The sequence below is a fragment of the Microbacterium sp. NPDC077644 genome, from assembly GCF_040702785.1.
GTDB lineage: Bacteria > Actinomycetota > Actinomycetes > Actinomycetales > Microbacteriaceae > Microbacterium.
In genome coordinates, this window is sequence record NZ_JBFBME010000001.1 from 324,742 (window position 1) to 350,156 (window position 25,415).

Annotated in this window: 19 protein-coding genes; 13 read left to right on the forward strand and 6 right to left on the reverse strand. The window is 70.3% G+C overall.

Translation table 11 applies throughout. From position 1 onward, the window contains the following. Nucleotide 1: 1 nt before the first annotated feature. Both AB0269_RS01580 and AB0269_RS01585 read right to left on the reverse strand, forming a co-directional pair. Nucleotides 2–973 carry a glycerophosphodiester phosphodiesterase family protein gene (locus AB0269_RS01580; RefSeq protein WP_366209424.1) on the reverse strand — a complete coding sequence of 324 codons (972 nt, stop codon included), beginning with the start codon at nucleotides 971–973 and terminating at the stop codon, nucleotides 2–4. 89 nt (nucleotides 974–1,062) lie between these two features. Beyond that, entirely contained in the window at nucleotides 1,063–2,535 is a 1,473-nt protein-coding gene (locus AB0269_RS01585) for an NCS2 family permease (RefSeq protein ID WP_366209425.1), read from the reverse strand. An 89-nt stretch (nucleotides 2,536–2,624) separates the two neighbouring features. Between AB0269_RS01585 and AB0269_RS01590 the strand changes: the two genes are divergently transcribed. The 8 genes from AB0269_RS01590 (at nucleotide 2,625) to AB0269_RS01625 (ending at nucleotide 13,340) form a co-directional block, all read left to right on the forward strand. Continuing rightward, entirely contained in the window at nucleotides 2,625–3,992 is a 1,368-nt protein-coding gene (locus AB0269_RS01590; protein ID WP_366209426.1) for a DUF6350 family protein, read from the forward strand. Between the two features lie 9 nt (nucleotides 3,993–4,001). Continuing rightward, nucleotides 4,002–4,583, forward strand: a complete 582-nt coding sequence (gene purN / locus AB0269_RS01595; protein ID WP_366209427.1) for a phosphoribosylglycinamide formyltransferase — start codon at nucleotides 4,002–4,004, stop codon at nucleotides 4,581–4,583. A gap of 36 nt (nucleotides 4,584–4,619) precedes the next feature. Next, nucleotides 4,620–6,230, forward strand: coding sequence for a bifunctional phosphoribosylaminoimidazolecarboxamide formyltransferase/IMP cyclohydrolase (gene purH, locus AB0269_RS01600; RefSeq protein ID WP_366209428.1), 1,611 nt, complete (start codon nucleotides 4,620–4,622; stop codon nucleotides 6,228–6,230). Nucleotides 6,231–6,285: 55 nt separating this feature from the next. Further along, a complete protein-coding gene (locus AB0269_RS01605; RefSeq protein ID WP_366209429.1) occupies nucleotides 6,286–7,809 on the forward strand; it encodes an Ada metal-binding domain-containing protein in 1,524 nt (507 codons plus the stop codon). After that, complete coding sequence (locus AB0269_RS01610; RefSeq protein ID WP_366209430.1) at nucleotides 7,806–8,324, forward strand: methylated-DNA--[protein]-cysteine S-methyltransferase; 519 nt, start codon at nucleotides 7,806–7,808, stop codon at nucleotides 8,322–8,324. The genes AB0269_RS01605 and AB0269_RS01610 overlap by 4 nt, the downstream gene beginning before the upstream one ends. Before the next feature lie 300 nt (nucleotides 8,325–8,624). Continuing rightward, entirely contained in the window at nucleotides 8,625–10,505 is a 1,881-nt protein-coding gene (locus AB0269_RS01615; protein ID WP_366209431.1) for an ABC transporter ATP-binding protein, read from the forward strand. Beyond that, complete coding sequence (locus AB0269_RS01620; RefSeq protein ID WP_366209432.1) at nucleotides 10,502–12,316, forward strand: ABC transporter ATP-binding protein; 1,815 nt, start codon at nucleotides 10,502–10,504, stop codon at nucleotides 12,314–12,316. Before AB0269_RS01615 ends, AB0269_RS01620 begins: the two co-directional genes overlap by 4 nt. A 205-nt stretch (nucleotides 12,317–12,521) precedes the next feature. Then, nucleotides 12,522–13,340: a hypothetical protein gene (locus AB0269_RS01625; protein WP_366209433.1), complete on the forward strand. Its 819-nt coding sequence runs from the start codon at nucleotides 12,522–12,524 to the stop codon at nucleotides 13,338–13,340. A gap of 83 nt (nucleotides 13,341–13,423) precedes the next feature. On the opposite strand, the gene AB0269_RS01630 is transcribed toward AB0269_RS01625, so the two are convergent. Then, nucleotides 13,424–13,882 (reverse strand): GNAT family N-acetyltransferase, encoded by a 459-nt coding sequence (locus AB0269_RS01630; RefSeq protein WP_227530608.1) that lies wholly within the window; start codon nucleotides 13,880–13,882, stop codon nucleotides 13,424–13,426. A gap of 118 nt (nucleotides 13,883–14,000) precedes the next feature. Here AB0269_RS01630 and AB0269_RS01635 point away from each other — a divergent pair, with 118 nt between their 5' ends. Further along, complete coding sequence (locus AB0269_RS01635) at nucleotides 14,001–16,217, forward strand: NADP-dependent isocitrate dehydrogenase (RefSeq protein WP_366209434.1); 2,217 nt, start codon at nucleotides 14,001–14,003, stop codon at nucleotides 16,215–16,217. Nucleotides 16,218–16,315: 98 nt separating this feature from the next. On the opposite strand, the gene AB0269_RS01640 is transcribed toward AB0269_RS01635, so the two are convergent. The 3 genes from AB0269_RS01640 to AB0269_RS01650 all read right to left on the reverse strand — a co-directional run bounded on the left by AB0269_RS01640 (nucleotide 16,316) and on the right by AB0269_RS01650 (nucleotide 18,899). Then, nucleotides 16,316–17,770 carry a L,D-transpeptidase family protein gene (locus AB0269_RS01640; RefSeq protein ID WP_366209435.1) on the reverse strand — a complete coding sequence of 485 codons (1,455 nt, stop codon included), beginning with the start codon at nucleotides 17,768–17,770 and terminating at the stop codon, nucleotides 16,316–16,318. A 133-nt stretch (nucleotides 17,771–17,903) separates the two neighbouring features. Then, complete coding sequence (locus tag AB0269_RS01645; protein WP_366209436.1) at nucleotides 17,904–18,374, reverse strand: hypothetical protein; 471 nt, start codon at nucleotides 18,372–18,374, stop codon at nucleotides 17,904–17,906. A 117-nt stretch (nucleotides 18,375–18,491) separates the two neighbouring features. Then, on the reverse strand, nucleotides 18,492–18,899 hold the full coding sequence (locus AB0269_RS01650; RefSeq protein ID WP_366209437.1) for a RidA family protein: 408 nt from the start codon (nucleotides 18,897–18,899) through the stop codon (nucleotides 18,492–18,494). A 25-nt stretch (nucleotides 18,900–18,924) separates the two neighbouring features. Here AB0269_RS01650 and AB0269_RS01655 point away from each other — a divergent pair, with 25 nt between their 5' ends. From AB0269_RS01655 to AB0269_RS01670, 4 genes are read left to right on the forward strand one after another with little or no spacing between them, the layout of a single operon-like run. Next, nucleotides 18,925–20,142, forward strand: a complete 1,218-nt coding sequence (locus tag AB0269_RS01655) for an alanine racemase (protein WP_366209438.1) — start codon at nucleotides 18,925–18,927, stop codon at nucleotides 20,140–20,142. Then, the gene (locus AB0269_RS01660) at nucleotides 20,133–23,390 is read left to right on the forward strand and encodes a family 20 glycosylhydrolase (RefSeq protein ID WP_366209439.1); all 3,258 of its coding nucleotides are present in this window, start codon (nucleotides 20,133–20,135) and stop codon (nucleotides 23,388–23,390) included. Before AB0269_RS01655 ends, AB0269_RS01660 begins: the two co-directional genes overlap by 10 nt. After that, a complete protein-coding gene (locus AB0269_RS01665; protein WP_366209441.1) occupies nucleotides 23,387–24,574 on the forward strand; it encodes an ROK family transcriptional regulator in 1,188 nt (395 codons plus the stop codon). The genes AB0269_RS01660 and AB0269_RS01665 overlap by 4 nt, the downstream gene beginning before the upstream one ends. A gap of 57 nt (nucleotides 24,575–24,631) precedes the next feature. Next, entirely contained in the window at nucleotides 24,632–25,411 is a 780-nt protein-coding gene (locus AB0269_RS01670; RefSeq protein WP_366209442.1) for a glucosamine-6-phosphate deaminase, read from the forward strand. Nucleotides 25,412–25,415 lie beyond the last annotated feature (4 nt).

Below are 25,415 nucleotides of genomic sequence, written 5' to 3' on the forward strand. Positions count from 1 at the left end.
GCTACGCTTGACCTGAAGGCCCCGGGCTCCACCCCGGGGCCTTCGCTCGTTCCTGCACCCAGTCGTGCAGGGCGTCGGGGCGGTTCGTGATGATGCCGTCCACGCCCATGGCGGTGAGCTCCTCCCACTGCGCACGGTCATCCTGCGTCCACACGAAGACCCCGAGTCCGGCCCGATGGGCGAGCTCGACGCCTCGCGCGGTCGCGGCGCGCGGGTTCACGGCGTGCGCACCGAGCGATGCCGCCGTGGCGATCGTCGACGCGTCCAGGTCGTCGGTCAGCAGCGCGAGGCTCAGCCGGGGAGCGACGGCGGCGATGCGGGCGACGGTCTTCTCGCTGAAGCTCTGCACGAGCGCCGTGTCAGCCAGACCCGCCGCTTCGATCATGTCGACGGTCATCCTGACGGCGTCCTTGCTCCAGGTGCCCTTGTACTCGACCACGACGCGGATGTCCTTGCCCCGCGTGAGCGAGAGCACGTCGTCGAGGGTGGGGATCCGGGTGTTCGCGAACGAGTCCGACAGCCAGGAGCCGGCATCCAGGGCGCGCATGGCGTCCAGCGTCATCTCGGCCACGACGCCGGTGCCGTCGGTCGTCCGATCGACCGTGCGGTCGTGGATGACGACAGGGATGCCGTCCTTCGAGAGCCGGATGTCCAGCTCCAGATAGTCCGCGCCTCCGGCGATCGACGAGATGAACGCCGGCATGGTGTTCTCGGGCGCGGCCAGGGAGTCGCCCCGGTGCGCGATGATCGCGCCCGTCTCGCCGGGGCTGCGGAGGACCGTCAGGGGGCGGAGGATCACCATGTCGAGCTCGGCGAGCGTCGGGGCATCCGCCGTGGAGGCCGCGAGTGCGATGGCCCGCGATGGTGCGTGGCCCAGCGCTCCGGCCGGGGGACCTGCCAGCGCGGTCGCGGCCGCCCATGCGACGACGCCTGCGGATGCTGCGGCCCACAGGCGTCGTCGGCGACGGCTCATGCTCTGCATCCTGGCAGAGCATCACCCTGGCGTCGAGACCTTTTCGTTACCTTTTTCTGCGGGCGTGCGCGCCCGCACCGATGCTGAGGTCAGGCGACGCCGAACGCAGCCTCGATGGGTCCGCGGGCGAAGAACAGGACGAAGCCGGCGGCGACGATCCACAGCAGCGGGTGGACGGTCTTGGCCTTGCCCGCGACCGCCTGCACGAGTACCCAGCTCACGAAGCCCGCGCCGATGCCGTTCGCGATCGAGTAGGTCAACGGCATCACGGTGACGGTGAGGAACACCGGCAGCAGCACGCCGAAGTCGGTCAGATCGATGTGCTTGATCTGCGCCATCATCATCGCGCCCACGATCACGAGGGCCGCCGCGGCGATCTCGGTCGGGACGATCGAGGTCAGCGGCGTCAGGAACATCGCCAGGAGGAACATCACGCCGGTGACGACATTGGCCAGGCCCGTCCTCGCGCCTTCGCCGATGCCCGCGCCCGACTCGATGAACACCGTGTTCGACGACGACGACGTCGAACCACCGGCGATGGCGCCGATGCCCTCGACGATCAGCGCCGACTTGATGCGGGGGAAGTCGCCCTTCTCATCGGCGAGCCCGGCTTCCTTGGCGAGCCCGGTCATGGTGCCCATGGCATCGAAGAAGTTCGAGAAGACGAGGGTGAACACGATCATGATGAGCGCGACGACGCTGACCTTGCCGAAGTCGAACCCGAAGTCCACGGCGCCGACGAGGCTCAGGTCGGGCAGGCTCACCGGTGTGCCGGTCAGTGCGGGGACGGTCAGGCTCCAGCCGCCGGCGTTGAACGTGCCGTCATCGGCGAACTGCGGCCCGAAGTGCCAGATCGCCTCGGCGATCACGGCCAGCACGGTGCCGGTCACGAGACCGATGAGGAGGCCGCCCTTGACCTTGCGGGCGACGAGGATGCCGGTGACGATCAGCGTCACGACGAACAGCAGGGTCGGCACGGTCGCGACGGACCCGTCCAGGCCGAGGCCGACGGGCGGGGACGCGCTGCCGGTGGCCGTGACGAAGCCGGAGTTCACGAAGCCGATGAACGCGATGAACAGGCCGATGCCGACGGTGATCGCGATCTTCAGCTGGAACGGCACGGCGTCGAAGATCATCTTCCGCAGGCCCGTCGCGGCCAGCAGCACGATCACGGCGCCGTTGATCATCACCAGCGCCATCGCCTCGGCCCAGGTGACCTGGCCGACGACGGAGAAGGCGAGGAACGCGTTGATGCCCAGGCCCGCGGCGAAGGCGAACGGCAACCGGGTGATAAGGCCGAACAGGATCGTCATCACACCGGCCGTCAGCGCCGTCGCGGCTCCGACCGCGGGGAAGCTCAGGGTGTTGCCGTCGACGTCGGCAGCGCCGGTGAGGATGATCGGGTTGAGAATCACGATGTAGGCCATCGTGACGAAGGTGACGATGCCGCCACGGACTTCGGAGCCGATCGTCGAGCCGCGCCGGGTGATCTCGAAGAAGCGGTCCAGCGCGTTCTTCGGTTCGGCGGTCTGATCGGGAGCGGACGAGGGGGCAGTTGTCATCGGGAACCTCCTCGGGAACGATATCGTGTCCGCGCCCTCGCGCGCGCCCGCGCGAGACCGTCAGGTTCTCGTCGTAGTCTCGTTGAGACATGCAACGCCTCCTCGTCGCGATCCTCGCCGCGGTCGACGCTGCCATCGCGGCGGCCGTCGGCCTCGCCGTGCTGCTCGCACCCCTTACCCTGCTGTGGACGCTCGCGTTCGGTGCGACGGCCGACTGGGGAGGTCTGTGGCCGGCCGTGGGGACCCTCTGGCAGTTCGGCCACGGGGCTCCGATCGAGATCGCTCTGCCGGACGACGTGGTCTCGGCTGTCGGCATCGCGCCGGATGCCGCGCGCTTCGCCCTCTCGGTCACACCGCTGGCGTTCCTCGTCTTCACGATGCTGTTCGCGGGGCGCTCCGGCATCCGCGCCGCGCGATCCGGCGCCTGGGGCCTGGGCGTCGTCTTCGGCACCCTCGCGTTCGCGGTGATCGCCGTCGCCGTCGCGCTGACGGCGCGCAGCGAGATCGCGAGCGTGCCGCTGTGGCCGGCGATCCTGCTGCCGACGGCGGTGTACGGGATCGGCGCGATCGCCGGGGCGGTCAGCCACGCCTGGCGCGAGGGGGACGGCGGTCTCGTGGACCGCATCCACGACCGTGTGGACGGCTGGGGCTCGTGGAGCGTCGTCCCCGGCGAGGTCGTGCGCGGCACGGCCGTCGTGGTCGTCGCGCTCGCGGGTGTCGCCGGGCTCGCCGTGGCGTTCATGGTCGCGCTGCGCGGCGGCGAGATGGTGGCGCTGTTCGAGGCGGCCCGAGTGGATGCCACCGGTGCGACCGTCCTGACGCTCGGGCACCTCGCCTACCTGCCGACGCTCCTGGTCTGGGCGCTCGCGTGGATCGCCGGGCCCGGCTTCGCCGTCGGCTCCGGAACGGCGGTGTCGCCGGCCGGAACCGAGCTCGGCGTCGTCCCCGGCATCCCGATCCTCGGGCTGCTGCCTGAGAACAGCTCGATCTGGATGCTGATCGTCATCCTCCTCCCCATCGGCGCAGGCGCGTTCGCCGGGTGGGTCGTCCGGTCGCGGCTCGTCTGGCAGGGCTCTGCGATCGAGCTGTCTGCGCGCGCCGGGATCGCGGGCGGCATCGCCCTCGCGAGCGCCGGAGTCATCGCTCTGGCCGCGGTGCTGACGTCCGGGTCGATCGGCCCCGGCCGCATGGCGCACCTCGGACCGCATCCCGGCTGGACCGCGCTCGCCGTCGGCGCCGAGGTCCTCGTGGGCGGGGCGATCATGCTGCTCGCCCCGCGGCACCGCGACGAGCTCGCCGAAGAGCGCACGGACCGCTGGGTCGCCGAGATGGGATCCTCGCCGACGGTGGATCCCGCCCCGCGCCCCACGGTGGTCGAGGAGTTGTCGGAGGGCGACACCCAGCCCCTCGACGACCACGGCTTCTTCGGGGACGGGAGCACTCCGGCGCCCCGCTAGACTGGCCGGGTGCTCACGGTCGCCGTCCTCATCTCCGGCACCGGCTCCAACCTCCGCGCCCTCCTCGAAGCGGCTCGTCACCCCGACTTCCCCGCGCGGATCGTCGCGGTCGGTGCCGATCGCGACGCCGAGGGTCTCGCGCACGCCGCGGACTTCGGCATCCCGAGCTTCACGGTGCCGTACCGGTCGTTCGAGAGCCGCGACGCGTGGGGCGAGGCGCTCGGCGATCGCCTCGACGAGCACCGGCCCGACCTCGTCGTGCTCAGCGGGCTGATGCGCCTGCTGCCCGCCTCGCTCGTCGCCCGCTACGCGCCGCGCATCATCAACACGCACCCCGCGTACCTTCCGGAGTTCCCCGGTGCGCACGGTGTGCGCGACGCGCTCACCGCCGGCGTCGCGCAGACCGGGGCGAGCGTCATCGTGGTCGACGACGGCGTCGATTCCGGTCCGATCCTCGCCCAGGAGCGCATCCCCGTGCAGCCGGGAGACACCGAGGAGACCCTGCATGAGCGCATCAAGCCCGTCGAACGGCGCCTGCTGATCGACGTCGTGCGCCGGATCGCCACCGGCGACCTCGCGCTCACCCACTGACCGAACCCGTACGCCCCTGCACGAAGGAGATCATCCATGGCCGGCCCGAGCCACGACAAGTCCCTGTACCGCGACCGCGACATCGTCCCGATCAAGCGGGCGCTCGTCTCGGTCAGCGACAAGACCGATCTGCTCGTGCTCGCGGCGGCCCTCGCCGAGGCCAGCGTCGAGATCGTCTCCACCGGTTCAACGGCCGCGACCATCCGCGAAGCGGGTTACGACGTCACCGACGTCGCCGCGGTCACGGGTGTCGCCGAGATGCTCGACGGGCGCGTGAAGACCCTGCACCCCAGCATCCACGGCGGCCTGCTCGCCGACCTGCGCCTCGAGGACCACGAGCGCCAGCTCGCCGAACTCGGCATCTCGCCGTTCGAGCTCGTGGTCGTGAACCTCTACCCGTTCGTCGAGACCGTGCAGTCCGGCGCGACCGGCGACGACGTCGTGGAGCAGATCGACATCGGCGGGCCCGCGATGGTGCGCGCCTCGGCGAAGAACCACGCCAACGTCGCGATCGTCGTCTCGCCCGAGTCGTACCCGGCCATCATCGAGTCGATCCAGTCCGGCGGAACGACGCTCACGCAGCGCCGCGAGCTCGCGGCTCGAGCGTTCGCGCACACCTCCTCGTACGACACGGCCGTCGCCGCATGGTTCGCGGAGGGCACCCTCAACGAGGGCGGCGAGGAGCTGCCCGAGCACCTGACGATCAAGGCCGAGCGCCTGGCGACGCTCCGCTACGGCGAGAACTCCCACCAGCGCGGGGCGATCTACACCCGCGTCGGCGGCCACGGCATCGCCCAGGCCGTGCAGCTGCAGGGCAAGGAGATGTCGTACAACAACTACGTCGACGCGGATGCCGCCCTGCGCGCCGCGTTCGACATGATCCTGCCGGCCGTCGCGATCGTGAAGCACGCCAACCCGTGCGGCATCGCGACCACGGCGCCGAACGCCCTCGACCCGATCGCCAGCGCACACCTGCGCGCTCACGAGTGCGACCCGGTGTCCGCCTACGGCGGCGTCATCGCCACCAACGGCACGGTGACTCTGAAGATGGCCGAGAACCTCAAGGACATCTTCACCGAGGTCATCGTGGCGCCGTCCTTCGAGCCGGCGGCCCTCGAGGTCTTCAAGGCGAAGAAGAACCTGCGGCTGCTGCAGCTGCCCGACGACTGGCAGCAGGAGCGCATGGACGTCCGCCTGGTCTCCGGCGGCCTGCTGCTGCAGGATGCCGACCGCTTCCCCGACGACATCCAGTCGGTCGCCAAGGACTGGCAGCTCGTCACGGGCGAGCAGCCGGACGAGGCCGAGATGGAGAACATGATCTTCGCGTGGAAGGCGTGCCGCGCCGTGAAGTCCAACGCGATCGTGCTCGCCAAGGGCAACGCCACGGTCGGCATCGGCATGGGCCAGGTCAACCGCGTCGACTCCTGCCGCCTCGCGGTGGAGCGGGCGGGGGACCGCGCCGCGGGGTCGGTCGCGGCATCCGACGCCTTCTTCCCGTTCGCGGACGGCCCGCAGGTGCTGCTGGACGCCGGCATCTCGACGATCATCCAGCCCGGCGGCTCGGTGCGCGACGACGAGGTCATCGCGGCTGCGAAGGCCGCAGGAGCCACGATGTTCTTCACCGGGGAGCGCCACTTCTTCCACTGACTGTGATGTCCGATTTCCGCGCACCTGCGGGTTTCGGACGTGTCAGAGTGGAGGCATGAGCTTCCCGATCATGTCGTTCGACGAGCGGTACCGCGCGATCGACGCGCGCGACACCCGCTTCGACGGGCAGTTCGTGACGGCCGTGCACTCCACAGGGATCTACTGCCGACCCTCGTGCCCCGCCCGCACGCCCAAGCGCGAGAATGTCAGCTTCTATCCGACGAGCGCTGCGGCGCACGAGGCGGGGTTCCGCGCGTGCAAACGGTGTCTGCCCGAGGCGGCACCCGGGTCGCCGGCCTGGGACGTGCGGGGGGATGCCGCCGCACGCGCCATGCGGCTCATCGCCGACGGCGTGGTCGAGCGGGAGGGCGTATCCGGCCTCGCCGCACGCCTCGGGTACTCCAGCCGTCACCTCACCCGGCTGCTGACCGCCGAGCTCGGCGCCGGCCCTCTGGCGCTCGCCCGGGCGCACCGCGCCCACAATGCGCGGATGCTGCTCGTCGGAACCGACCTGCCGATCGCGGACATCGCGTTCTCGGCGGGGTTCGCGAGCATCCGCCAGGCGGGCGACACGATCCGCGAGGTGTTCGGCCTGACGCCGACCGAGCTGCGGGCCAAGCGGCGCCAGCCTCTCGGCGCAGGCGGCGACACCGCGCTGGTCCCGGGCGAGATCGATCTGCTGCTTCCGCATCGCGAGCCGATGGACGCCGCCGGCATTTTCGCGTGGATGGCGGCCCGCGCGGTTCCGGGCGTCGAGGTCGCCACCGCTGACTCCTTCTCCCGCCACCTGCGGATGCCCGGCGGGCCGGCGTGGTTCGAGGTCCGCCAGGATGCCGCCGGCACGCTCCGCCTCCGCGCCCGGGTGACCCATCTCGGCGATCTCGCCCCTCTCGTGGCCACGGCGCGCCGCATCTTCGACCTGGACGCCGACCCCGTCGCGGTCGACGCCGCCCTGTCGGAGCATCCGCTTGTCGCACCCCTGGTCGGCAGGATCCCCGGCATCCGCGTCCCCGGCGCCGCCGACCCGCACGAGATGCTCATCCGCGCCATGATCGGCCAGCAGATCACGGTCGCGGCCGCCCGCACCGCGCTGACCGCGCTCACCGTCGCGCTGGGTGAGGAGACCGCGGACGGCGGCCTGCTGTTCCCGACGATGACGGCCATCGCCGAACGCGGCGCCGAGGTGCTGCGCGGACCCGCCGCACGGATCAGGGCCGTCACCGGGGCTGCGGCTGCGCTCGCCGACGGCACACTGGCGCTCACGGTCGGCGACGACAGCGGGGCCCAGCGCGCCGCGCTGCTGGCGATGCCGGGAATCGGGCCGTGGACAGCCGACTACGTGCGGATGCGGGTCCTCGGCGACCCCGACATCATCCTCCCCGGCGACGTCGCGATCCGGTCGGGGGCCGCGGCCGCCGGCATCCCGGCGGAACCGGCAGCGCTCACCGCGTGGGCCGAGCGCACGGCGCCGTGGCGCAGCTACCTGAGCGCCCACCTCTGGGCGGCCATGCCGCCCCGCATGACGAAACGAAGCACGAAGAAACGAAGCACGAAGACCGCAGACAAGGAGCTCTCATGACCGCTCTCATCCAGACCATCGACACCGCCGACGGCCCGTTCACGATCCTCGCTGACGTCTCGCCCGACACCGGCGAGCAGCGCGTGCTCTCCTCGGGGTGGACGGCCGACCGCGACGAGATCGTCGCCCGCCTGGCCGAGAAGAACCGCCCGGCCGAGATCCGGGACGGCGAGACGGATGCCGCCGTCGCCGTCCGCGCGTACTACGACGGCGACATCGCCGCGATCGACACCGTCGCCGTGCACCAGTTCGGCACCGACATGCAGCGCACCGGCTGGGCGGCGCTGCGGCGGATCACGCCGGGGGAGCCTCTGACCTACACGGAGTTCGCCGTGGAACTCGGCAATCCGGGCGCGGTGCGGGCCGCGGCATCCGTCTGCGCCCGCAACGCACCCGCCCTGTTCGTCCCCTGCCACCGGGTGCTGCGCGGCGACGGCTCCATGGGCGGATTCGCCTGGGGCGTCGACGTGAAGGAGTCGCTGCTCGCGCGCGAGCGCGCCGTCGCCTCCCGCTGAACGGGGACGCTCGGTTTCGAGCAGGGTGCGAACAAATCCGGGAACAACGCTTGCCTCCAGCCGGTTCACAGGAATAGGCTGGAGGGCTGTCGCGCCGACCGGTGCGGAGCTTCGAGCCTGAGGAGGACATCATGATTTCGATCGCTGTCACGCAGATCGCCGCTCCCGGCTCGACCACTCGTGGTCACACGATGCGGCTTCCGCGCGGCTGATCAGCCGCCCGCTCACCGCATCCCCGGGAGCAGCGCTCGCGCCGCCCGTCACACGCTCCCGTTTCGTTCCGCACCTCGTCTGAGAGTCATGTCTTCCTCGTCGTCATCGTCTGCACGTTCGTCCTCGCTGTCCACCTCCCGGGCCCTCTGGCGCCTCGCACCCTTCGTCAAGCCCGTCGTCTGGCGATTCGTCGGAGGCGCTGCGAGCGCGCTCGCCGCCGCCGTCATCGCCCTGATGGTCCCCATCGTCCTCGAACAGATCGTCCGGGGTCTCGACACCTCCGCGAGCATCGCGATCATCGTCGGCGGTGCCGCGGTCGTGCTCGCGCTCGGAATCGGCGAGGCGGCGATGGTGTGGCTGCGGCGCTGGTTCATCCTCAAGCCCTCGACCGAGGTCGAATACCGGATGCGCACGCAGCTGTACGCACGTCTGCAGACCCTGCCCGTCGCGTTCCACGACCGCTGGCAGTCCGGGCAGCTGCTGAGCCGCATGATGCAGGACATCGGCCTCATCCGCCGATGGCTGGCCTTCGGCCTCATCCTGCTCGTCGTCAACGTCCTGACGATCATCATCGGCTCGGTGCTGCTGTTCCGCTGGCACTGGCTGCTCGGAACGATCTTCATCGTCACCGCCATCCCGCTGTGGATCCAGGGCTACCTGTTCGAGAAGCGCTACGGCATCCTCGCCCGGCAGAGCCAGGATCAGGCCGGCGACCTCGCGACCAGCGTCGAGGAGAGCGTGCACGGCATCCGCGTGCTCAAGGCCTTCGGCCGCGGCAAGCACGCGCTGACCCGCTTCAGCAAGCAGGCCGAGTCGCTGCGCTCGACGGAACTGAGCAAGGCGCGCGCGATCGGGTCGATCTGGTTCTGGCTCGATCTCATGCCGCAGATCGCCTTCGGCCTGAGCCTGCTCTCCGGCATCTGGCTCATCGCGCAGGGCGCGATCGAGCTGCCGGAGCTGTTCGCCTTCTTCGCGATGGCGACCGTGCTGCGCTGGCCGATCGAGTCGATCGGGTTCCTGTTCTCGTTCATGCTGGATGCCCGTACCGCGACCGATCGCGTATTCGACATCTTCTCCGAGACGAACACGATCACCGATCCGGAAAGCCCTGTCACGATCGCGGAGCCGCGCGGCGAGCTCGCCTTCGAGGGCGCGCACTTCCGGTACCAGGATGCCGGTTCCGCCGAGCGCGACCTGCTCGACGGCATCGATCTCGTGCTGCGCCCCGGTGAGACCATGGCACTGGTCGGGCTCACCGGCAGCGGCAAGACGACGCTCACCACCCTGCCCACGCGCCTGTACGACGTCACCGGTGGACGTGTGACGCTCGACGGCGTCGATGTGCGAGACCTCTCGCTCGTCGAACTGCGCCAGCACATCGCGATGGCGTTCGAGGACGCGACGCTCTTCTCGGCATCCGTCCGCGAGAACGTGCTCCTCGGGCGTGCGGAGCTCGACATCCACAGCGAGGAGGGCGAGCGCGTCCTGCGCGAGGCGCTCGACGTCGCCCAGGCCGGGTTCGTCGACCAGCTGCCCGACGGCGTGGAGACCGTGATCGGCGAAGAGGGACTGAGCCTGTCCGGTGGACAGCGTCAGCGCCTCGCTCTCGCCCGCGCCGTCGCCGCGAAGCCCAAGGTGCTCGTGCTCGACGACCCGCTCTCGGCCCTCGACGTCGACACCGAGGCACTGGTCGAAGAGGCCCTGCGGCACGTGCTCGCCGACACCACGGCGATGATCGTGGCGCACCGCCCGTCGACCGTGGCACTCGCCGACCGGGTCGCGCTGCTCGAGAGCGGACGCGTCACCGCGGTCGGCACCCACTCCGAGCTGCTGCGGACGAGCGCTCACTACCGGCACGTCATCTCCAGCCTCGAGGCGGAGGAGGCGGCCCGCACCGGGGCGATCCCGGTCATCACCGACCAGGATCTCGAGGATACGCACACCGAGGAAGAGGAGGTGCAGGCATGAGCGCGGCACTCACCGGAACAGCGGGCGAAGACCGCTCGAACTACACCCGCGAGGAGAGCAGGGCGATCCGCCAGCGCTCTCTGCGGCTGCTCGGCTCGCTCGTCTCGCCGTTGAAGGCGCAGATCGTGCTCGCCGCGATCGTGCTCGTCGTCTCCACGGCGCTGCAGGTCGCGGGCCCCATCCTCATCAGCATCGGGCTCGACAAGGCGCTGCCGCAGGTTCTCGACCACGCGAACTGGATGCCGGCGTTCCTCGTCGGCTTTGTCTACCTGTTCGCCGGCGCTGCGGCCGCCGCCCTCATCGGCTGGTACGTCGTCGTCGCCGCGCGCATCACCCAAGCGGTGCTGATCGATCTGCGCAAGCGCATCTTCCTGCACACGCAGCGGCTGAGCCTCGAGTTCCACGAGACGTACACGTCTGGCCGTATCATCTCCCGTCAGACGAGCGACCTCGACTCCATCCGCGAACTCCTGGACGGGGGCCTGAACAACCTCGTCTCGGGTGTGCTGTTCGGTGCGTTCACGTTCATCGCGCTGATCGTGTGGGACTGGGAGTCGGGCGTGATCCTGCTTCTCGCCGGCATCCCGCTGTTCCTGCTCATGCGCTGGTTCTACTCGCGGTCGCAGGTCGTGTTCCGCGAGTCGCGAGTGATCAGCGCGAAGGTCATCGTGCAGTTCGTCGAGACCATGACCGGCATCCGCGCCGTGAAGGCGTTCCGCAAGGAGCCGCGCAACGACGTCGCCTTCCAGAAGGTCGCCGGCGAGTACCGCGACGTCAACCGTCGATCGATGCTCCTGTTCGGCACGTTCGAGCCGGGTCTCATGGGGGTCGCCGCGCTGACGCTGGGTCTTGTCGTGCTGTGGGGCGGCATCCGCGTCGCCGATGGTGCGCTCACGGTCGGCGTGCTGCTGTCGGCCGTCCTGTACGTGCGCAACTTCTTCGCGCCCATGCAGGAGATCGCGATGTTCCTGAACTCGTACCAGTCGGCCACCGCAGCGCTCGAGAAGGTCTCGGGTGTGCTCGAGGAGCAGCCGACCGTCCCCGACCCGGCCGAGCCGGTCGACCTGTGGGAGTCGCGCGGGCATGTGCGCTTCGACGAGGTCACGTTCGGGTACTCGGGAGAGAAGACGATCCTGCCGAACTTCTCGCTCGATATCCCCGCGGGGCAGACGATCGCGCTGGTGGGCACGACGGGTGCCGGGAAGTCGACGCTCGCGAAGCTCATCTCGCGGTTCTACGACCCCTCGCTGGGACGCGTCACGCTCGACGGCGTCGACCTGCGGTCGCTGCATCCGAAGGACCTGCGCCGCGCGATCGTCATGGTCACGCAGGAGGCGTACCTGTTCAGCGGAACGGTCGCCGACAACATCGCGCTCGGGAAGCCCGATGCCACGCTCGACGAGATCCGCGCGGCGGCCCGCGCCGTCGGGGCGGACGAGTTCATCTCGGCACTGCCGGACGGCTACAACTCCGACGTGAACAAGCGCGGCGGACGCGTGTCGGCGGGGCAGCGTCAGCTGATCTCGTTCGCACGCGCGTTCCTCGCAGACCCTGCCGTGCTCATCCTCGACGAGGCGACCGCGTCGCTCGACATCCCGTCGGAGCGGCTCATCCAGGACGCTCTGCAGACTCTGCTCAAGGACCGCACGGCGATCATCATCGCCCACCGCCTGTCCACGGTCGCGATCGCCGACCGGGTGCTCGTCATGGAGCACGGCGAGATCATCGAGGACGACACCCCCGCCGCGCTCATCGGCGGCACGGGCAAGTTCGCGCAGCTGCACGCGGCCTGGCAGGAGACGCTGGTCTGACGGCGCCGTCCCGCCTCGGATCGCTCCGGGGCGGGAGGCGTCGCAGGTGGTCGCTTCACGCGCGTTCGGGTGACCGTCCGTGACCCCTCCGTGGGCGCGTCTGGTGGGCTCCGGGGTGCGAGGTGTCGCAGGTGGTCGCTTCGCGCGCGTCCAGGTGACCGGTTGCGACCCCTCCGCGCCCCCGAGCGACCGATACGATCGAAGCGTGGATCCGTTGTGGATGCTGGCCGCCGAGTGGTGGTGGATCGCCCCGACCGCGGTCGGCGCAGGCGCCGTCACCGCCGTCGGAGTGCGCCGCGGCCGGAAGCGCAGCGGACGCCGGCTGGCTCTGGATGCCGCACGCAGCGATCTCCGCGACGCGCAGCGCGAGATCGGGGAGCGACGTCGTGCCGTGAAGGTCGCGCGGGCGGAGCACGCGCGTCTGGTCGCCGAGCGCACGGCATCCCGGGCATCGACCGCCGATGTCGCGAGCGCGCGGCGCGCCCTGAAGCAGGCGGAGCACGACGTGAAGGCGGCGCACGCCGACGTGCGTGCCCGCCGGATCCGCGTCGGCGTGGAGCAGGCGCAGGTGCCGTCGGCATCCCAGACCGACCGGTATCCGCTCGCCCGCCTGAACGGCGCGCATGACGCGGTCATCGCGCGCTGGATGGACTACGAGACGGATGCCGCGAAGCTGATCGCGTACCCTGCGATGAGCGACGGCAAGGAGCCGGCGATGGCGGCCTTCCTCGCTGCCGCCTCTCGTGCGCGAGACCTGCGACCGTCATCGCCGTCGGGCGTGACGCCCGCCGAGTTCTCCGCGTACCGGGATGCCGTCGCGGATCTCGAGCGGACCTTCGACGTCGCCGAGCACACCGCGAAGGCGCGCGCGGCCGGCCGGGACCCGGATGCGGGGGCCGCATGGCCCGGCAGCGCCCACGACATGCTCAGCCGATCGGCCGAGGCGCTCGACAAAGCGGCAGGCGCAGCAGCCTCTGCGCTCGCGGCGTGGACCGCGCGCCGCAAGCCCAAGCGCGACGAGTGACCAGGACGGGCGCTCTCCGCCGGGCGCACCGAGGGCGACGAGGCCTCGGTGGGGGAGGGGGATCCGAGACCCCGCCGCCGCTGTCAGGACGAGATCTGCACGGAGGCGATGACCTCGCCGTACTCCGTCTCGCCCACCTGGGTGAAGCCGACGCGCTCGAAGAACGCGGCAGGACCGGCATCGCCTGCCTCATAGATCACGTCGACGTGGTTCATGCCGCGCGCCCGCGCCTCGTCGATCAGAGCCTCGACGGCGAAGCGGCCGATGCCGCGACCCTGGTCGTCGGCGTCGACGTTGATGCGCCACAGCACGGAGCGGAAGTGCTCCTCCGGCGCCTCTGGATCGAAGTTGGCGCTGACGAATCCGACGACCTCGTTGCGGTCGAGGACGACGCGCTGCCATGAGGTCTGCGGGTTGATGACGGTGGCCGCGATCCCGTAGGAGACCGGGGCGAGGTACTGCTCCTGCCCGGGCTTGAGAGACAGGTTGTTCACGGCGACGATCGTCGCAGCGGAGAGTTCGACCACGCGCAGTTCAGTCATAGCCCCAGGGTAACCTCTCCGGGCCGGTGCGCGCAGAGAGAAGTCCGCGAACGGGGGCAGAGGCACTCAGGTATCTTGGTATCGAGACAAATTCGACCCGCGAACGGAGAATCTTCCGGTGACCGACGACGCCATCATCTACACCTACACGGACGAGGCACCGGCTCTCGCCACCGCATCGCTCCTCCCCATCGTCCAGGCCTACGCCGGCAAGGCGGGCATCGAGCTCGAGACGCGTGACATCTCGCTCGCCGGCCGCATCCTCGCCGCCTTCCCGCAGCGTCTGAGCGCCGAGCAGGAGGTGTCCGACGCCCTCGCCGAGCTCGGCGGCCTCGCCACGCTCCCCGAGGCCAACATCATCAAGCTGCCGAACATCTCGGCATCCATCCCGCAGCTGAAGGCCGCCATCGCGGAACTGCAGGCGCAGGGCTATGACATCCCCGACTTCCCGGACGAGCCCGGATCCCTTGACGAGAAGGACATCCGCGCTCGCTACGACCGCATCAAGGGCTCCGCCGTGAACCCCGTGCTGCGCGAGGGCAACAGCGACCGCCGCGCGCCGCTCGCCGTGAAGAACTACGCCAAGAAGCACCCGCACACGAACAAGCCGTTCGCCGAGGGGTCGAAGACCCGCGTGGCCACCATGGGCCATGACGACTTCAAGCACAACGAGAAGAGCTGGATCGCAGCCCACGACGACGTCCTCACGATCCGTCACACGGCCGCGGACGGCACGGTCACGGTGCTCAAGGACAACCTCAAGGTGCTGCCGCGCGAGATCGTCGACGCGACGTTCCTGTCGGCATCCGCCCTCGACGCCTTCCTCGCCGAGACGCTCGAGACCGCGAAGAACGACGACGTGCTGTACTCGGTGCACCTCAAGGCCACGATGATGAAGGTCTCCGACCCGATCATCTTCGGGCACGTCGTCAAGGCGTTCTTCGCCGACGTGTTCTCGCGCTTCGGCGACCAGCTCGCCGCCGCAGGCCTCAGCGCCAACGACGGCCTCGGGTCGATCCTCACCGGCCTTGCGAAGATCGACGGCGGTGCCGAGATCATCGCCGACTTCGAGAAGACCATCGCGGCCGGCCCCCGCCTGTCGTACGTCAACTCCGACAAGGGCATCACGAACCTGCACGTGCCCTCAGACGTCATCGTGGATGCCTCGATGCCGGCGCTCGTCCGCAACGGCGGCAAGCTGTGGGGCGTCGACGGGGGAGAGGACGACACGCTCGCCGTCATCCCCGACTCCTCGTACGCCGGGGTCTACCAGGCCGTGATCGATGACGTCATCGCGAACGGCCCGCTCAACCCCGCCACGATCGGCACCGTCCCCAACGTGGGCCTCATGGCGCAGGCCGCCGAGGAGTACGGCAGCCACGACAAGACCTTCGAGATCGCCTCGGCGGGTGTCGTCGAGATCGTCGACGGCGACGGAACGGTCGTCATCGAGCACCAGGTCGGGTCCGGCGACATCTGGCGCGCGACCCAGACCAAGCACATCCCCGTCATGGACTGGGTGAAGCTCGCGGTCACCCGCGCCCAGGCCACCGGCGCTCCCGCCGTGTTCTGGCTCGACCTGAACCGCGCGCACGACGCCCAGCTGATCGCCAAGGTGCACCAGGCTCTCGCGACCCTCGACACCACGGGCGCTCAGATCTCGATCCTCGCCCCCGAGGAGGCCACGCGCTACACGCTGGCTCGCATGCGCCACGGCCTCGACACCATCTCGGTCACCGGCAACGTGCTGCGCGACTACCTCACCGACCTGTTCCCGATCCTCGAGGTCGGCACGTCGGCGAAGATGCTCTCGATCGTGCCGCTGCTCGCCGGCGGCGGACTGTTCGAGACGGGCGCCGGTGGCTCTGCTCCGAAGCACGTGCAGCAGCTCGTCGAGGAGAACTACCTGCGCTGGGACTCGCTCGGGGAGTTCTTCGCCCTCGCCGCGTCGCTCGAGCACTTCGCCGACTGCACCGGCAACGAGAAGGCCCGCGTGCTCGCCGAGACGCTGGATGCCGCCACCGGCACCTTCCTCGAGGAGGACCGCTCGCCGGGACGCAAGCTCGGCACGATCGACAACCGCGGCAGCCACTTCTACCTGGGCCTGTACTGGGCGCAGGAACTGGCGAAGCAGACCAAGGACGCCGAGCTCGCTGCAGCGTTCGCCCCGATCGCCGAGAGCCTGACCGCCAAGGAGCAGGAGATCGTCGCGGAGCTCAACGGTGCACAGGGCCACCCCGTGGACATCGGCGGCTACTACCGCCCCGATGCGGCCAAGGTCGCAGAGGTCATGCGTCCGTCGCAGACCCTGAACGGGATCATCGACGGTCTCTGATCCGCAGACACGAAGAAGGCCGGATGCTTCGAGCATCCGGCCTTCTTCGTGTCTGGGCGTGGTGTCTGTGCGGGCGTCGCGCCCGTCGTGACCCGGTGTCAGTAGTGGACGTTGACGCTGACGCCTTCCGGCGTCCAGTTGTAGAGCCACTGCGCACGCCACTCCGGCATGCCGACGCAGCCGTGGCTCATCGGGGTGCCCCAGTTGGCGTGCCAGTACACGCCGTGCAGCGCCTGGTCGCCATTGAAGTACATGACCCACTTCACGTCGGGCTGGAAGTAGTACGGCGCCTCGGTGAGATCGCGGTTGCCCATGTTCTGGCTCGAGGTCTTCCACCCCACGGCGTATGTCCCGGTGTGGGTGTTGTACCCGTCCGTGCCCGACGAGACGCTCCACGAGTCGACGACGACGCCGTTCTCGATGGCGCTGACGACCTGAGACGAGAGATTCACGTCGATCTGACGCAGCAGCGTCTGCTCCTTGAAGGCGACCTCGTCGACCTCGATCGGCTGGATGGCTTCGCCCGCCTCGAGCCTGGTGGCGAAGTCGGCCGCGAGGGTGCTGGTGTCGCCGAGCGTGCGCCCCGTGACGCCTGCCGTCAGTTCCTGCAGCACGGTGCCGTTCCCGTTGACGATCGCCTTGGCGTCGACCGGCTCACGATCGACGCGACCGGCGAGCTTGTCGACCGTCTTCTGGATGTTCGTGGCGTCGGCAATGATCTCGAGCTGTCCGTCGGTGTCGACGACGTCGATCCACGTGGCGGCGACAGCCGGCTTCACCGGCACGGTCCGCTCGTCGCCGACGTAGAAGCCGATGGTCTTCAACATGCCGTTGAGCTGATCGGCTACCGCTGTCGCATCCGCGTCGCTGATCGCGGCCGGAGCCTCGGCGGGGGCGGAGGAGTAGCTCACGGCCTGGGCGCCGTCGGCGAGCGCACCGCTGATCGCGCCCGTCAGCGCGTCGAGGTCGACACCGGTGCCCGCGACGGCCGGGGTCGTCGTATAGGTGCTGCTGTCGGCGTCGAACGCGACGCCTGCGTCGATGGCGTCCTCATAGGCGCTCGGCACGAGGCCGCGCAGCGTGTCATGGGCGACCTCGGGGTCGAGGACGATGTCGCCTGCGATGGGCTCGGGCAGCCATGCCCCCAGGTTCCACATCGGATGCTCCGCGAACGCGGTGTCGGCGAGCGCCTTCGCGTCGATGGATGCACCGAGCTCCGAGGCGCTGACGACGACGTCGGCGCCCGCATCGGTGAGGGAGATCTGCGTGCCTGCGAGGTGGTTCTCGACGGCCTCCGCGGCGGCGGCCGGTGTGAGTCCGCCGACGGCCACGCCGGCGATCGTCGTGCCCGGTGCGATGAGGATCATCGACGCGGCAGCGGCGGACACCAGCAGTGCTCCGACGCCGAGGCCGACCCAGAGGCCTGTGCGGTGCTTCTTGGGCGCAGGCTCACGCGGCGCCCACTCCATGGGGCGCTCGCCGTCGATCGGCGGCAGGACCTCGGTGCTCGCCGTGGAATCGGCGGCACCGGGTGCGGCAGCGAGGTCGGTCACGATTCACCCCCCGAGAGTCAGCGCGACAGTTTCTCTATCATACGCGGCTGCAGGTAACGGGCAGGCAACGGTTCGGACGACGATGCCCCCGGGGATCGCGGGGATCCCGGGGGCATCGATGCGCGGCTGAATGTCAGCTGCAGAGCTCCTGCAGCGCGGTGGCCGACTCGGTCACATCGCTCGTGATCGTGCTGAGGTCGCCCGCGGCGTCGAGGTCCTGCTCGACGACGACCTTGGTGAGGATGTCTCCCATGGCGACGAAGTCCTCGTGGACGGCGGCGGTGGCCTCCTTGACCTCGGTGTTCGAGACGCTGTCGACCGTCTCGCCGAGCTTGGTGATGTACTCGTTGAACTGGTCGACGGTGGCCTGCGGGTCGGCCGAGGCCGGGTCGATCTCGCTCATCGCCTGGCTGGCCTCGGTCAGCTGGGGGATGACGATGCCGCAGGCATCCTCGACGGACTGGTCGGTGCTGGTCTCCTCGGCGGGTGCCGAGTCGCCGGCGTCCGCGCTGTCGTTCGACGGCTCGTCGGCGGCACCGGCGCAGCCGGTCAGGCCCAGGACGGCGACGGCGGCGATGGTGAATGCTGCAATACGACGGTTCATGTGAATATCCCCTCAGTGGTGGCACCGCTCACGCGGCGCGTCTCTCCGGTCGGTCGCCCAGTCAAGCACACTCGGCCGGACCGTCACGATGGGGAGTTCGACCCGCGGTGAGGTCGATCAGGCGTCGACGACGGCGATCCCGTCGATCTCGACGAGCATCTCCTCGCGGGGGAGACCGGTGAACACGGTGGTGCGCGAGGGGAGCACGCCACTGGAGGTGTGCGCGGTGACGAAGGCGCCGTAGGCGTCGTTCATCGCCGCGAAATCGGAGCGCTGGGTGAGGTAGACGCGGAGCATCACCACGTCGTCGAACGTCGCACCGGACGCCTCGACGATGGCCTTGACGTTCTCGAGCGTCTGCGTGGTCTGGGCGGCGACGTCGCCCTCGAAGACGTACTCGTTCGTGGCCGGGTCGACGGGGCCCTGGCCGGACACCTGGACGAACGGGCCCTTGCGCACGCCCTGCGAGAACGTGTGCGCGGGGGCGGGGGCTGCATCGGTCGTGATCCGGGTCTTCTGGCTCATGCCCTCAGCCTAGTAGCCTTGTTAGATGCCTCTACTAATTCCGGATCCTGTGCTCGGAACCTGGGCGAAGGCGTTCCCTGCGCACTCCCACGGCCTCCGCCTCAGCGAGTTGCCTGCGGCCGGTCTGAGACTGTCGGATTTCCGTACGCCGGTGATGACCCTGCACGAGGACGCGCTGGCGCACAACGAGCGCACGGTGTTCGACTGGGCATCCGGCCTCGGCATCGCACTGGCGCCCCACGGCAAGACGACGATGGCGCCGGTGCTGTGGCAGCGGCTGCTGGATGCCGGAGCCTGGGGCATCACGGTCGCGACGCCGTGGCAGGCGTCTGTGGCGATCGACGCCGGCGTCCGACGGGTCCTCATCGCCAACGCCGTGACGGATGCCGCCGCGGCAGCCGAGCTCGGCAGGGCGCTCGCAGCCGATCCCGATCTGCGCATCATCTGCTGGGCCGATTCGCCCGCGACGATCGACCTGCTCGCCGGTGCCGGCATCGATCCGATGCATCCGCTCGACGTCCTCGTCGAGATGGGCGGCGCAGGCGGCCGAACCGGCGCACGCACCGTCGAGGAAGGCGAGCGGATCGCGGCGGCGATCTCGGATGCGCCCGGGCTGCGCCTGGCCGGCGTCGGAGGCTACGAGGGGCCCTTCGGGCCCGACCGCAGCCCGGAATCCGTTCGGGCGGTCGACGACTACCTCGGCACGATCGCCGAGCTGCACAGCCGCCTGCACTACGAGGACGGCACGCGTCCGATGCTCACCGCCGGCGGCAGCGCCTTCCCGGATCGTGCGGCCGCCGCACTCGCACCGCTGCGCGACGAGGCGGAGATCGTGCTGCGCTCCGGCGCGTTCCAGATCCACGACGACGGGTTCTACGCGCGGATGTCGCCGTTCGGCGAGCTCACCGGCACGGATCCGCTGCGCTCGGCCATGCACGTCTGGGCCCGGGTCGTCTCGCACCCCGAGGCGGGGCTCGCGCTGCTGGATGCCGGTCGCCGCGACGTCCCCTTCGACATCGACCTCCCCGTGCCGCAGTCCGTCGCGGGCCGGATCACGGCGCTCAACGACCAGCACGCCTTCCTCGCACTCGACGAGGACGCGAGCGCGGCGGTCGGCGACGTCATCCGGCTCGGTCTCTCGCATCCGTGCACCGCGTTCGACAAGTGGCGGGTCATCCCCGTGATCGACGATCCGGACGCGGACGACCCGCGCGTGACGGGAGCCGTGGCGACGTGCTTCTGAGCGCGGAGAAGGCGGCCGCGGGCCGCGTGCACGTCTACCGGGGCGCGACGGTCGTCGACGGGACGGGCTCAGGTCGCTTCCTCGCGGACGTCGCTGTCGAGGGCGAGGTGATCGTCGCGGTGATCGGAGCCTGCGACGATCGGACGCTCGATCTCCCGCCCGGCGCCCGGGAGATCGACGCCGACGGACTCGTGCTCGCGCCCGGGTTCATCGACATGCACGCCCACAGCGACCTCGCCGTCCTCACCGGCGCCGAGCACACGGCGAAGATCCTGCAGGGCGTGACGACCGAGGTGATCGGGCAGGACGGCCTCGGCTACGCGCCGCTCGACGATGCTGCGGCATCCGTCATCCCGGCGCAGATCGCCGGCTGGAACGGGCGGCCGGCAGACGTGCCCTGGCGCACGATGGACGACCTTCTGGCGGCCGTCGACGCGGCGACCGCCGCGAACGTCGCCGTCCTCGTCCCGCAGGGGAACCTGCGGATGATGACGGTCGGGCACGAGAACCGCGCGGCGACCGACGCCGAGATCGCGGCCATGTGCGACCTGCTCGGCGCGGCACTCGACGCCGGCGCGTTCGGCATGTCGAGCGGACTCACCTACACGCCCAGCATGCATGCCGGGGCGCAGGAGCTCGAGGCGCTGTGCCGGGTGGTCGCCGAGCGCGGCGGCTACTGGGCCCCGCACACCCGCAGCTACGGCGCGGGCGCGCTGGAGGCGTATCGCGAGGCGCTCGAGATCGGCCGGCGCTCCGGATGCCCCGTGCACCTCACGCACGCGACGATGAACTTCGCCCCGAACAGAGGGCGCGCGGCGGACCTGCTGGCCATCGTCGACGAGGCCGTCGCCGACGGCGTCGACGTCACCCTCGACACGTATCCCTACCTCCCGGGCGCGACGACGCTGGCCGCGCTGCTGCCCAGCCGGCTCGCGGCGAGTGGCGACCTGATCACCGCGATCCGCGACCTGGACGCCGACGCCCGCGAGCAGGTGCGCGTAGAGATGGAGGAGACCGGCTGCGACGGATTCCACGGCGAACGCGCTGACTGGTCGCTGATCGAGGTGTCCGGCACGGCGAACTCCGCCCTCGCCGGTCTCGTCGGCCGGACGATCGCCGAGGTCGCCACAGGCGAGGGGCGGCGCGCGATCGACGTCGTGCTGGATACGATCGTGGCCGATGACGGCGCCACCGGCATCCTCATGCACATCGGCGACGAGCAGAACGTCCGCACGATCATGCGCCACCCGCGGCACTGCGGCGGCAGCGACGGCATCCTCATCGGCGCGAAGCCGCACCCGCGCGGCTTCGGGACGTTCCCGCACTATCTCGGCCGCTACGTCCGCGAGCTCGGAGTCCTCACCCTGGAAGAGGCTGTGCGCCATCTGTCGGCGACACCCGCCCGCCGGCTGGGCCTAGACCGCGGCGACGCGCCGCGCGGGGTGATCCGCGAGGGCGCCACCGCCGACCTCGTGCTGTTCCACCCCACCACGATCGCTGCCGGGGCGACGTTCAACGAACCGCGCGCGCGGCCCGTCGGCATCGTCGAGGTGCTCATCGCCGGCACCCTCGTCGTCCGGGGAGGGGAGGTCACCGGCGCGACTCCGGGTGCTGCGCTGCGGATGCCTCCACCGCCGCACCGCGCCACTGTGCCGCTGATCGACGCGGAGGTCGACGTGCAGGCGGAGCCGTTCGTGCTGGGCGTCGACACACCGGTCGACGCGCCCGCCGCGCTCGCCGATGTGGCCGCGCGCGTGACCGAGGCGCTCGGCCTCTCTCCGCGTCGCGATCCCGAGGCGCCGTCGATCGTACTGCTCGTCGACGAGTCCCTCGGGGGCGACGAGGCGTTCCGGATCGACGTCGCCGCGGATCGCATCGAACTGACCGGCGCCGCACCCATCGGCGTCTTCCGTGCTGCGATGGCCCTGCGACAGATGTGTGCGCCCGAGCACGCGGTCACCACGCGGATCCCGGTCGGCACCTGGCAGGGGGAGCCCGCGTTCGGGTGGCGCGGTGCGATGATCGATGTCGCCCGCCACTTCCGCCCGGCCCACGACATCCGGCGCCTCATCGATCTGCTCGCAGCTCATCAGCTGAACGTCCTGCATCTGCATCTGACCGACGATCAGGGCTGGCGCTTCGAAGTGCCCGGCTACTCGCGGCTGACCGGCATCGGTGCGCGCCGCGAGGCCACGCAACACGGACACGGTCCGCTCGCGACGGTCGAGGCGGGCGTGCACGAGGGGTACTACACCACGGCCGAACTCCGCGAACTCGTCGCGTACGCCGCGGAGCGCTTCATCACGCTCGTGCCCGAGGTCGAGCTGCCCGGTCACGTTCAGGCGGCGCTCGCCGCATACCCCGGCCTCGGCAACGCCGATGCGGGCGACCCGGTCACCGCCCCGTGGGAGCGGTTCGGCGTGAACCCGCGGGTGCTCGCGCCGACCGAGGAAGCGCTCGCGTTCGGCCGAGCGGCGATCGACGCGCTCTGCGACATCTTCGATGCGCCGTTGATCGGCATCGGCGGCGATGAGGTGCCCACGGACGAATGGGCGCAGAGCCCGGCGGCCCTGTCGCGGATCGAACAGCTCGGTCTCGACGGTCACCGCGCCGTGCAGCCGTGGTTCACCCGGCACTTCGTCGAGCACGTCCGATCCCGGGGCCGCACAGCCCTCGCCTGGGATGAGGTGCTCGAAGGCGACGTGCCGGACGGCGTGCAGATCCTCGCCTGGCGCGGGCCCGTCGCGATGGCGGAGGCGCTGCGTCGGGGCATCCCTGTCGTCGGATGCCCCGACCTTCAGGTCTATCTCGATTACCGGCAGTCGGAGTCCGCCGACGAGCCGGTTCCGGTCGGCCCGCCGCTGAGCATCGAGCGCGCGTACGCCCTGACCCTGCCCGCCGAGGCGGTCGGCGGGCAGGCGAACACCTGGACCGAGCACCTGGCGAGCAGGGACCGCGTCGACTACGCGATGTTCCCCCGGCTCAGCGCGATCGCCGAGCGGCTGTGGGCCGGGGGAGAACCCGGCGATCTCACCGGATTCCTCCGGCGACTGCCCGTGCATCTGCGGCGTCTGGCGGCCTCCGGCGTGCAGTATCGTCGGCTTCAGGGCCCGACACCCGATCAGCGACGCGACGGCATCCCCGGGAAGCCGATGGGCTTCGCCGATCGAGAGCGGATCGTCGCCGAGCTGGTCGACGGCCTCCTGCATGCGCAGACCACTGTTCCCGAAGCGAGCGACGACGAATGACCGACACAGGCGAATCGCGACAGACGGCACCGGCCGTGCGGACCGGCACGGCGACGCATTCCTTCGGGCCCGCGCAGAACCTGCGCTCGCGCACCAAGGTGCTCCCCGAGCACGCGAGGGGCCACAACCGCGCCCTCGTCCTGCAGACCCTCTACCACTCCGGGTCGATGAGCAGGGCCGACCTGTCGAGGGAGACCGGGCTCACCCGCGTCACCATCTCCGACCTGGTCGCGGAGTTCATCTCGGACGGCATCGTCGTCGAGCTCGGCATCCGCGAGACGGTCGGACCGGGCAAGCCCCCGATCCTCATCGACATCGACCGGCTCGGCCACCAGATCATCGGCCTCGACCTCTCCGACGCGGAGGCGTACCGCGGCGCCGTCCTCACACTCGACGGGGACGTGATCGAGCGCCGCGAGATCCCCCGTCCGGCGCAAGCCGACGGCGAGGCGGCCTACGCCGCCGTCCGACGACTGGCGCAGGAGCTCGTCGCGGCATCCAGCGCGACCCTCCTCGGGGTCGGCATCGGCACCCCGGGCATCGTGCGCCCGGACGGTGTGGTGCTCAGCTCGCCGAACCTCGGATGGACGGACTTCGCGCTGGAGGCGGAACTCGGCCGCGACCTCGGCCTGCCCGTGATCGCCCGCAACGACGCCAACGCCGCCGTGCTCGCGGAGTACACCTTCGGCGGGGCGCGTTCGGACTTCATCCTCATCAAGATCGGGTTCGGCGTCGGCGCCGGGCTCATCTCGGGCAGCCAGCCGCTGCTGGGCAGCCGTTACGCCGCCGGCGAGATCGGCCACGTCGTCGTCGGCACGGACGGCGGCCCGCACTGCGTCTGCGGGCGCGACGGATGCCTGGAGGCCTGGCTCAGCGTCAGCAGGCTCCGCGACGAGATCGCGGCCGATCCCTCCTCGCGTGATGCCGTGCTACGGGATGCCGGCACGCGCATGGCGATCGCCATCGCCCCGATCGTGACCGCACTGGACCTGTCGGAGATCGTGCTGGCCGGCCCCATCGACCTGCTCGACGGGGCGTTCATCGACGCGGCGACGAGGACCCTGCGTTCGCGCACGCTCGAGGGCGTCTTCGACGACGTCGTGATCCGCCCGACGCAGCAGCCGGACATCGTGCTGCGCGGGGCGGCCGTGATGGTGCTCTCGAGCCAGCTCGGCGTCTCGTAGAGCACTCCCGCTCTGAGACAAACGAATCACCCGCTTTCGAACAGGAGATCGCCGCACATGGCTGAAGTCGTCATCGTCGAGAACGCCCCCGTCGCCGGAGCGCTGGTCGCGGACAAGATCGTCCGCCTGATCACCGCCAAGCCGGATGCCGTGCTGGGGCTGGCGACCGGATCGACGCCGCTGCCCGTGTACGAGGCGCTCGCGCCGCGCGTCGCGGGGCTGGATGTCTCACGCGTGCGCGGATTCGCACTCGACGAGTACGTCGGCATCGACCCGGCGCACCCCGAGAGCTACCGCTCCGTGATCACCCGCGAGGTCGTCGAGCCGCTGGGGCTCGACCCCGCGCTGATCCGTACGCCGAACGGGCAGATCGACGGCGTCGAGCACGCCGGCGACGACTACGAGGCCGCGATCGAGGCCGCCGGCGGGGTCGATCTGCAGATCCTCGGCATCGGCACGGACGGACACATCGGGTTCAACGAGCCCGGCTCGTCGTTCGCATCGCGCACCCGGGTCAAGACGCTCACCGAGCAGACGCGGAAGGACAACGCGCGGTTCTTCGACAGGGTCGACGACGTTCCGATGCACTGCATCACCCAGGGGCTGGGCACGATCCTGCGGGCGCGCCATCTCGTTCTGCTGGCGTTCGGCGCCGGCAAGGCGAAGGCCGTCGCCGCAGCCGTCGAGGGCCCGGTCAGCGCGATGCTGCCCGGCTCTGCGATCCAGCTCCACGAGCACGTCACCGTCGTGGTCGACGAGGCGGCGGCATCCGAGCTGACGCTCGCCGATTACTACCGGTACACGTTCGCCAACAAGCCGGCCTGGCAGGGGATCTAGGAGC